The sequence below is a fragment of the Escherichia sp. MOD1-EC6098 genome (assembly GCF_002965865.1).
GTDB lineage: Bacteria > Pseudomonadota > Gammaproteobacteria > Enterobacterales > Enterobacteriaceae > Escherichia > Escherichia marmotae.
On record NZ_PTSN01000046.1, the window covers coordinates 1 to 9055 of the forward strand.

General features: G+C 50.7%; 10 protein-coding genes. 3 read left to right on the top strand and 7 right to left on the bottom strand.

Annotated elements, in window-relative coordinates; genetic code table 11:
* The first annotated feature begins 74 nt into the window (after positions 1–74).
* Together arfB and nlpE are read left to right on the top strand one after the other, a co-directional pair.
* Positions 75–503 carry an alternative ribosome rescue aminoacyl-tRNA hydrolase ArfB gene (gene arfB, locus C0K55_RS25105; protein WP_442899379.1) on the top strand — a complete coding sequence of 143 codons (429 nt, stop codon included), beginning with the start codon at positions 75–77 and terminating at the stop codon, positions 501–503.
* Positions 504–516: 13 nt separating this feature from the next.
* The gene (gene nlpE / locus C0K55_RS25110) at positions 517–1227 is read left to right on the top strand and encodes an envelope stress response activation lipoprotein NlpE (protein ID WP_000251764.1); all 711 of its coding nucleotides are present in this window, start codon (positions 517–519) and stop codon (positions 1225–1227) included.
* Between the two features lie 255 nt (positions 1228–1482).
* On the opposite strand, the gene C0K55_RS25115 is transcribed toward nlpE, so the two are convergent.
* From C0K55_RS25115 to metN, 7 genes are all read right to left on the bottom strand, one after another.
* On the bottom strand, positions 1483–2307 hold the full coding sequence (locus C0K55_RS25115; RefSeq protein ID WP_016249636.1) for a YaeF family permuted papain-like enzyme: 825 nt from the start codon (positions 2305–2307) through the stop codon (positions 1483–1485).
* A gap of 52 nt (positions 2308–2359) precedes the next feature.
* Positions 2360–4078 (bottom strand): proline--tRNA ligase, encoded by a 1719-nt coding sequence (gene proS, locus C0K55_RS25120; protein ID WP_001260711.1) that lies wholly within the window; start codon positions 4076–4078, stop codon positions 2360–2362.
* A gap of 110 nt (positions 4079–4188) precedes the next feature.
* On the bottom strand, positions 4189–4896 hold the full coding sequence (gene tsaA / locus C0K55_RS25125; RefSeq protein WP_105224943.1) for a tRNA (N6-threonylcarbamoyladenosine(37)-N6)-methyltransferase TrmO: 708 nt from the start codon (positions 4894–4896) through the stop codon (positions 4189–4191).
* Positions 4893–5297 (bottom strand): Rcs stress response system protein RcsF, encoded by a 405-nt coding sequence (gene rcsF, locus C0K55_RS25130; RefSeq protein ID WP_001202319.1) that lies wholly within the window; start codon positions 5295–5297, stop codon positions 4893–4895. Before rcsF ends, tsaA begins: the two co-directional genes overlap by 4 nt.
* Positions 5298–5414: 117 nt before the next feature.
* On the bottom strand, positions 5415–6230 hold the full coding sequence (metQ, locus tag C0K55_RS25135) for a methionine ABC transporter substrate-binding lipoprotein MetQ (RefSeq protein WP_000874673.1): 816 nt from the start codon (positions 6228–6230) through the stop codon (positions 5415–5417).
* Between the two features lie 39 nt (positions 6231–6269).
* Positions 6270–6923 carry a methionine ABC transporter permease MetI gene (locus tag C0K55_RS25140; RefSeq protein WP_001517783.1) on the bottom strand — a complete coding sequence of 218 codons (654 nt, stop codon included), beginning with the start codon at positions 6921–6923 and terminating at the stop codon, positions 6270–6272.
* The gene (metN, locus tag C0K55_RS25145; RefSeq protein ID WP_000593986.1) at positions 6916–7947 is read right to left on the bottom strand and encodes a methionine ABC transporter ATP-binding protein MetN; all 1032 of its coding nucleotides are present in this window, start codon (positions 7945–7947) and stop codon (positions 6916–6918) included. The genes C0K55_RS25140 and metN overlap by 8 nt, the downstream gene beginning before the upstream one ends.
* 187 nt (positions 7948–8134) lie before the next feature.
* On the opposite strand from metN, the gene gmhB reads away from it, so the two are divergent.
* The gene (gene gmhB, locus C0K55_RS25150) at positions 8135–8707 is read left to right on the top strand and encodes a D-glycero-beta-D-manno-heptose 1,7-bisphosphate 7-phosphatase (RefSeq protein WP_001140179.1); all 573 of its coding nucleotides are present in this window, start codon (positions 8135–8137) and stop codon (positions 8705–8707) included.
* Positions 8708–9055 lie beyond the last annotated feature (348 nt).

The window sequence follows — 9055 nt, forward strand, 5'->3', positions numbered from 1 at the left end:
GCGGGTTTTCGTTTTCGGGGTTTAGCTGAACGGGCCATATAACCACCTGAAAGACAATGACATTGCTTGTTTTTATAACGGTAATCTCAGGCCATGACAAGCCGCAGCCGCCAGGCTGCCTACTCGAGATCACCGCCATTCGTGCTCAGGGGGCGGGCGGGCAGCATGTCAATAAGACCTCAACGGCTATTCATCTGCGTTTTGACATTCGGGCCTCCAGCCTGCCAGAGTATTACAAAGAGCGCCTGCTCGCCGCCAGCCATCACCTGATTAGTAGTGATGGTGTGATTGTCATTAAGGCTCAGGAATACCGCAGCCAGGAACTGAACCGCGAAGCGGCGCTGGCCCGACTGGTGGCAGTGATTAAAGAATTAACAACGGTACAAAAATCCCGACGACCGACGCGACCTACCCGTGCATCGAAAGAGCGCAGGCTGGTATCGAAAGCACAAAAATCAACCGTGAAGGCGTTGCGTGGCAAAGTGCGCAGCGGTCGGGAATAAAAAGAAGGAATTGATGGTGAGAAAAGCGATAGTAGCAGCGATGACTGTAATCAGTCTCTTTACTCTAATGGGATGTAATAATCGGGCCGAAGTAGATATGCTTTCCCCAGCGCAGGCCGCCGAGCTGAAACCGATGCCGCAAAGCTGGCGTGGTGTGCTGCCGTGTGCTGATTGTGAAGGGATCGAAACCTCTTTGTTTCTCGAAAAAGATGGAACCTGGGTGATGAATGAGCGCTATCTGGGCGCTCGTGAAGAGCCTTCATCTTTTGCTTCCTACGGTACATGGGCGAGAACCGCAGACAAACTTGTATTAACCGACACTAAAGGCGAAAAGTCATATTATCGGGCAAAAGGTGATGCGCTGGAGATGCTCGATCGTGAAGGTAATCCGATTGAATCGCAGTTCAACTACACACTGGAACCGGCAAAATCCAGCTTGCCCATGACGCCGATGACCATGCGTGGCATGTATTTTTATATGGCTGACGCAGCAACTTTTACTGATTGTGCGACCGGAAAACGATTCGCGGTGGCAAATAACGCAGAGCTGGAACGAGGCTATCTGGCTGCTCGCGGCAGCAGTGAAAAACCGGTGCTGCTGTCAGTAGAAGGTCACTTTACGCTTGAGGCTAATCCGGATATCGGGGCACCGACTAAGGTATTAGCGCCCGATACGGCTGGTAAATTTTTCCCGAACCAGGATTGCAGTAGTTTGGGGCAGTAAACCTGCTTGTGGCAGAAACAAACGCAAAATTGCCTGATGCGCTACGCTTATCAGGCCTACAGAGTAGATTGCAATGTTTTGAATTAGCACGATTTTGTAGGTCGAATAAGATGTTCACACCGCATCCGGCATTCTGTGCACAACGCCTGATGCGACGCTGGCGCGTCTTATCATGCCTACAAAACACCCCCATTCCTTAGGAGTGATCAAACGTTTAATCCACATCCGGCATAAACACTCTGAGACTGGCTTTTATCACCGGGTCAGTCCAACGAAGCGACCCGTTTTGATATAAATCCCTGGTTTCAGATGCCCAACATACTGTAACTGTGCTTCTGGCCTAAACGCAGAGACATCGCCAGCACGCATATGCATCAGATCGGCAGGACTAATCCAACCTGACTGCGCCAGCGTAAGCGGATGCCCGGCTTTGGCAAATGCATCCGTGACAAATTCCGAACAAAACCACGATTTTTTGTCCCCCTCGCCAACACTGCTTAACTGCGCTTTCGCCAGGCCGCTGACGCACTGTTGGCGGAAATCTGCGGAAAAAGGATTCAGTGAGCACATCTGGCGGGTTACCATAAACGGAATAAATTCGACAATGCCGCGATAGTTATACCCGCTATCTTTGATTTTGTTGGCGAACGCGGTGATATCTGTGGCTTGTTGCGGGGTAAGATCCGGGGCTCGTAAGACGAAAAGCTTATCACTATGCTTCATGGCTTTTTTCAGGGAAACAATCTGGACGCCAGCGCCTGTCGCTTCTGCGACGTTATTATCACCTAAATAGATGGCAACGTGACTCACCGAGGAAGTGCTGAAGACGCGGATACCGAATGAGGTTACCCCAAGGCTTGAGGAGAACAGCAAATCGCCGGGCTTGAGGTCAGATTCAGTTATTTCAGTTATTGATTGTTCGGTAAAAGAGCTTTGATGCTGGAATTTGACTGCCCATGTTTTCGCCTCGGCATCTACCGCTGTGGCTGATGAGTCTGGCTGACTAATATCAACAGTACAGGCCGAAAGTAAAAGAAAGCAAGGGAGAAGCAGACGACAGTACGCCTTTGGTTTATTCATTTTATACAATCCATGTAAAAAAGGGTCCTGAAATTCAGGACCCTTTCTGGCATCAGCCTTTAATCTGTTTCACCAGATAATCGACGATGTCACCGGTCTTAATTAATTGCTTCTCGCCGTTACGACGGTATTTGTATTCGATATCGTCGTTGTCGAGGTTACGGTCGCCCAGCACGATAGTGTGTGGAATACCGATCAGTTCCATATCGGCAAACATCACGCCCGGACGTTCTTTACGGTCATCCAGCAGGACTTCGATTCCCTGCGCACGCAGTTCGCTGTAAAGTTTCTCGGCCAGTTCTTGTACGCGGAAGGATTTGTGCATGTTCATCGGCAGAATAGCTACCTGGAACGGTGCGATCGCGTCAGGCCATACGATGCCGCGCTCGTCGTAGTTTTGCTCAATCGCCGCAGCCACTACACGCGTAACCCCAATACCGTAGCAACCCATAGTCAGGATCTGGTTGCGGCCATCTTCGCCCTGTACGGAGGCTTTCAGAGCTTCAGAATACTTAGTACCCAACTGGAAGATGTGACCGACTTCGATACCGCGTTTGATCAGCAGCGTACCCTGACCATCCGGGCTTGGATCGCCAGCCACTACGTTACGGATGTCAGCAACTTCCGGGGTTGCGACATCGCGATCCCAGTTGATACCAAAGTAGTGTTTACCGTCGATGTTAGCACCGGCAGCAAAATCACTCATCGCCGCAACGGTACGGTCAATTACAACCGGAATCGGCATGTTTACCGGACCCAGTGAACCCGGGCCTGCTTTAACGACGGCACGAATTTCTTCTTCGGTTGCGAAAGTCAGCGGGCTGGCAACCTGCGGCAGTTTCTCCGCTTTTACTTCGTTCAGTTCGTGGTCACCGCGCACCAGCAGCGCAACCAGCGGGAAGCTGCTGCCTTCAACGGCTTTAACCAGCAGTGTTTTAACGGTTTTTTCAATCGGCAGATTGAACTGTTCAACCAGTTCAGCGATGGTTTTCGCGTTCGGTGTATCAACCAGCGTCATTTCCTGAGTTGCAGCAGCGCGCGGTTCTTTCGGCGCGATAGCTTCTGCCAGTTCAATGTTAGCTGCGTAGTCAGAGGTGTCGGAGAAGACCACATCGTCTTCACCGCTCTGTGCCAGCACCTGGAATTCGTGAGAGGCGCTGCCGCCGATAGAACCGGTGTCGGCCTGTACGGCGCGGAAATCCAGCCCCATACGGCTGAAGATTTTGCTGTAGGCCGCATACATTGCATCGTAGGTTTCCTGCAAGGATTCCTGAGAAGTGTGGAAAGAGTAAGCATCTTTCATCAGGAATTCGCGGGAACGCATGACGCCGAAACGTGGACGAACTTCATCACGGAACTTGGTCTGGATCTGATAGAAGTTCAGCGGTAACTGTTTGTAAGAACTCAGCTCATTACGAATCAGGTCGGTAATAACTTCTTCATGAGTTGGGCCGAGTACGAACGGACGCTCGCCACGGTCAACAAAACGCAGCAGTTCCGGACCGTACTGTTCCCAACGACCACTCTCTTGCCACAGATCGGCTGGCTGAACCACTGGCATCGACACCTCGATCGCACCGGCGTTGTTCATCTCTTCACGCACGATGTTTTCGACTTTTTTCAGAACGCGCACGCCGGTCGGCAGCCAGGTATATAACCCGGAGGCCAGCTTGCGGATCATCCCGGCGCGTAGCATCAGTTGATGGCTGATCACCTCGGCGTCGGCAGGTGTCTCCTTGAGAGTGGAGAGCAGGTATTGGCTAGTACGCATGTTGTTACGGTTCCAGTTGGAAGGTAGAACAGGCTCAAGGCGAGCCTGGGACAAAAAAAGTGATTTAGTTTACCAGTGCAGGAGAAATGTCAAAAGAGAAGGGCGTGAATTTAACGCCCTTCCAGCGCAAAGACTTCAAAACCAGTCTCGGTGACTCGCCAGCGGACGTTAAAATCATGCAGCCAGACGGCATAGGTTTTACCCGTGTCTTCACCTTTACGATAGGCCGGGCGCGGGTCCTGCGCCAGTACTTCGCGGATAAACAGCGTTAGCTGCGGATAACGCTTCTCCAGCGTCAAAAGTTGCTTTTCGACGTCTGCGGTAAATCTCACCGCCATCTCTGCTACTGGCGCGCTTTGCGCATAGCTGGCGCTGGCATCGGGAAGCGATTCGGCAAAGGGGAGGTAAGGTTTTATATCCACCACCGGCGTACCATCGACCAGATCCAGACCGCCGAGCTTCAGAATCACGTTATCTTTATGGCAAACAACCTCTTTCAGCTCTACCAGTGACATCCCAATCGGGTTAGGGCGAAAAGTAGAACGCGTGGCGAAAACGCCCATTCTGGCGTTACCGCCGAGACGAGGCGGACGCACAGTCGGGCGCCAGCCACCTTCCATCGTTTGATGAAAGACGAAAAGGATCCATAAATGGCTGAACGCTTCCAGGCCGCGTACGGCATCGGCCTGGTTGTAAGGAGCAATAAGGTGCAGTTCTCCGTTGGCGCTTTTTACCAGCCCAGGCTGGCGCGGAACGGCGAATTTTTCTTTATAGGGTGAGCGAATAACACCTATTTGCTCAAACTGGAAACTGCTCATTTCGCCGTAATGTTAAGCGCTGAACCGATGCACACAGCCTGACGATAGCAGCCTGGCGTACCGCTGGTGACTTCACAGCTATGCAGTAATACCGCATTGGCTTTCATTTTGGAGGCATTGATTTGCATCCGCTTACGTGCGGTTGGGATGCTCGGTGGAGAATCCTGATTAGAGGCCTGGCAAGAGTCGCCACTGACTTCACCGAGATCGCGGAACGGTTTGCCGACTAATTCTTCAGCATTGGTATAAATTCGGACCGGCGTGGCGCGCGGCGCTTTCGGTTTTGCAGGCTCCGCTTTCGGCTGGGGTGCAGTGCTTTGAACGGATTCGACAGGGGATCTGCTTAACATAGAACAGCCGCTTAGCATGAGTGCTAATAAACAGATCGGTAAAGCACGCATAGTATTTCCTCAATGTATGATCAAAACGTCAATATTGAATCAGGCGCTTGTAAAAATGACAAGACGGGCAAGCGCCCGTCCTGAATGATATTACAAATTGTGGAAACAGCCTAAAAATTACCAGCCTTTAACCGCACCGCCGTTAAACACTTTATTTGCCGCTTCATAAACTTCATCAGACTGATAAGCCTGGACGAATTTCTTCACGTTTTCCGCGTCTTTGTTATCTTCACGGGTCACGATCAGGTTTACGTAAGGAGACTCTTTGTCTTCCACGAAGATACCGTCTTTCGCCGGAGTCAGGCCAATCTGGCTGGCATAGGTGGTGTTGATAACCGCCAGAGCAATCTGTGCATCGTCCAGGGAACGTGGCAATTGCGGTGCTTCCAGCTCAACAATTTTCAGATTTTTAGGATTCTCAACCACATCAAGCACGGTCGGCAGCAGACCTACGCCATCTTTCAGCTTGATCAACCCCACTTTTTGCAGCAGCAGCAGTGAACGGCCGAGGTTAGTCGGATCATTCGGTACGGCAACCTGTGCTTCATTGGGTAGTTCATCCAGTGATTTGATTTTCTTGGAATAACCGGCAATCGGATAAACAAAAGTATTGCCTACTGCAACCAGTTTGTAGCCACGATCCTTCAGTTGCTGATCGAGGTACGGTTTGTGCTGGAAGGCGTTGGCGTCGATATCGCCTTTGCTTAATGCTTCGTTCGGTAGCACGTAGTCGTTGAAGGTGACCAGCTCAACGTCCAGGCCATATTTGTCTTTCGCAACTTTCTGCGCGACTTCTGCAACTTGCTGTTCGGCACCGACAATCACGCCGACTTTAATGTGGTTTGGATCTTTTTCATCCTGACCGCAGCCTACCAGTGCCAGTGATCCAATCAGGGCTCCCACTGCCGCAAAGGTTTTGAGTTTGAACGCCATACCTTATTCCTTCTTCAATTATTTATGTTGTGTTGAACGTTACTTGCGAGTGACAGCCCGGACGATGCGATCGCCTGCGAACTGAATTAAATAAACCAGAATGACCAGCAATACCAGCACCGTATTCATCACCGTTGCGTTATAGCCGATGTAACCATATTGATAGCCAATCTGACCCAAACCACCGGCTCCGACTGCACCACCCATCGCGGAATAACCGACCAGAGTAATCAGGGTGATAGTTGCGGCATTTACCAGACCCGGCAACGCCTCTGGTAACAGCACTTTGCGCACGATCTGCATCGGTGTGGCACCCATTGCGCGGGAGGCTTCAATCAACCCGGTTGGGATCTCCAGCAGGGCGTTTTCGACCATACGGGCAATAAACGGTGCTGCGCCAACTGTCAGCGGAACAATCGCCGCCTGCAAACCAATCGATGTGCCGACAATAATGCGAGTAAACGGAATCATCCATACCAGTAAAATAATGAACGGAATGGAACGGAAAATGTTCACAATCGCAGATACGGTACGATACAACTTCGCGTTAGCAATAATTTGCCCCGGACGTGTGACATAAAGCAGGACGCCGACCGGCAGACCAATCACAAAACCGAAAAAACCGGATACGAAGGTCATTGCCAGCGTTTCCCATACGCCACGAACCAGCAACCACATCATCGGCTCAGACATAACCCAGTACCTCTACTTTTACATGGTGTTCTTGCAGCCAGGCAATGGCGGCTTGCGTATCTTGTTGTGTACCGTGCATTTCGGTCAGCATGATGCCGAACTTAACGCCTCCGGCGTAATCCATCTGCGCGCTAATAATGTTGTTATTAACGTTGAAACGACGTGCGGTTTCAGAAAGCAACGGGGCATCTACTGACTGACCGGTAAACTCCAGGCGCAGCATGGGGACACAATCAGTGAACGGCTCCGCTTGCAGACGTTCCTGATAATCTTCCGGGATATCCAGATGCAGGGTCGACTGAATAAATTTCTGTGCCAGCGGCGTTTTCGGATGCGAGAACACTTCACTTACTGTGTCTTGCTCGATCAACTCACCATTGCTGATAACCGCCACGCAATCACAAATACGCTTCACAACGTCCATTTCGTGGGTGATTAACAGAATCGTCAAACCCAGACGGCGGTTGATGTCTTTCAGCAGTTCGAGAATAGAACGCGTGGTTGCCGGGTCCAGTGCGCTGGTGGCCTCGTCGCACAGCAACACTTTGGGATTGCTGGCTAATGCGCGAGCAATCGCCACACGCTGTTTCTGCCCACCGGAAAGATTCGACGGGTAGCTATCATGTTTGTCGCCAAGACCAACCAGCGCCAGTAATTCCGTCACGCGACGTTTGATCTCCTCTTTTGGCGTGTTGTCCAGCTCCAGCGGCAGTGCCACGTTACCAAAAACAGTACGCGAAGAGAGCAGGTTAAAGTGCTGGAAAATCATGCCAATATGACGGCGCGCTTTGGTCAACTCGGATTCTGACAGCGTGGTCAGTTCCTGGCCATCGACCAGAACGCTACCCTCGGTTGGGCGCTCCAGCAGGTTTACACAACGGATAAGCGTACTCTTACCCGCGCCAGAGGCACCGATAACGCCATAAATTTGTCCGGCTGGCACATGCAGACTGACGTTGTTTAACGCCTGGATAGTGCGGGTGCCCTGGTGGAACACTTTGGTGATATTCGAAAGTTTTATCATTGATTATTTATTATCGTCATTAAGTTAGTCGTGGCATTTCGACTGCCTGATACGGTCAAAGCCGTCAATGAAATGGATGTTAAGGCATCCAGACGTCTAAATCAATCAGGTTTATACGAAGAGCACTTTCTTGCAGGTCGAAACATGCGATACTAGCGGCACATGCCTTATTAAGGAGCTATAAAAGGTGGCGAAGAGCGTACCCGCAATTTTTCTTGACCGTGACGGCACCATTAATGTCGATCACGGCTATGTCCATGAGATCGATAACTTTGAATTTATCGACGGTGTCATTGACGCCATGCGTGAGCTTAAAAAAATGGGCTTTGCGCTGGTGGTGGTAACGAACCAGTCTGGTATTGCGCGCGGCAAATTTACTGAAGCGCAGTTTGAAACGCTGACCGAGTGGATGGACTGGTCGCTGGCGGACCGTGATGTCGATCTGGATGGCATCTATTATTGCCCGCATCATCCGCAGGGCAGTGTTGAAGAGTTTCGCCAGGTCTGCGATTGCCGTAAACCACATCCAGGAATGCTTTTGTCAGCACGCGATTATTTGCATATTGATATGGCCGCTTCTTATATGGTGGGCGATAAATTAGAAGATATGCAGGCAGCGGCTGCGGCGAACGTGGGAACAAAAGTGCTGGTGCGTACGGGGAAACCTGTTACCCCTGAAGCTGAAAATGCAGCGGATTGGGTGTTAAATAGCCTGGCAGACCTGCCGCAAGCGATAAAAAAGCAGCAAAAATCGGCGTAACGATTAAAAGATGAGCGGTTGAAATAAAAATGCATTTTTCCGCTTGTCTTCCTGAAACGACTCCCTATAATGCGCCTCCATCGACACGGCGGATGTGAATCACTTCACACAAACAGCCGGTTCGGTTGAAGAGAAAAAAATCCTGAAATTCAGGGTTGACTCTGAAAGAGGAAAGCGTAATATACGCCACCTCGCGACAGTGAGCTGAAAGCCGCGTCGCAACTGCTCTTTAACAATTTATCAGACAATCTGTGTGGGCACTCGAAGATACGGATTCTTAACGTCGCAAGACGCTAAATGAATACCAAGTCTCAAGAGTGAACACGTAATTCATTACGAAGTTTAATT

Bases quoted from the DNA above. Each gene is read 5' to 3' on its own strand.
- nlpE (WP_000251764.1), top strand. From the start codon at position 517: ATGGTGAGAAAAGCGATAGTAGCAGCGATGACTGTAATCAGTCTCTTT.
- C0K55_RS25115 (WP_016249636.1), bottom strand. From the start codon at position 2,307: ATGAATAAACCAAAGGCGTACTGTCGTCTGCTTCTCCCTTGCTTTCTT.
- proS (WP_001260711.1), bottom strand. From the start codon at position 4,078: ATGCGTACTAGCCAATACCTGCTCTCCACTCTCAAGGAGACACCTGCC.
- tsaA (WP_105224943.1), bottom strand. From the start codon at position 4,896: ATGAGCAGTTTCCAGTTTGAGCAAATAGGTGTTATTCGCTCACCCTAT.
- rcsF (WP_001202319.1), bottom strand. From the start codon at position 5,297: ATGCGTGCTTTACCGATCTGTTTATTAGCACTCATGCTAAGCGGCTGT.
- metQ (WP_000874673.1), bottom strand. From the start codon at position 6,230: ATGGCGTTCAAACTCAAAACCTTTGCGGCAGTGGGAGCCCTGATTGGA.
- C0K55_RS25140 (WP_001517783.1), bottom strand. From the start codon at position 6,923: ATGTCTGAGCCGATGATGTGGTTGCTGGTTCGTGGCGTATGGGAAACG.
- metN (WP_000593986.1), bottom strand. From the start codon at position 7,947: ATGATAAAACTTTCGAATATCACCAAAGTGTTCCACCAGGGCACCCGC.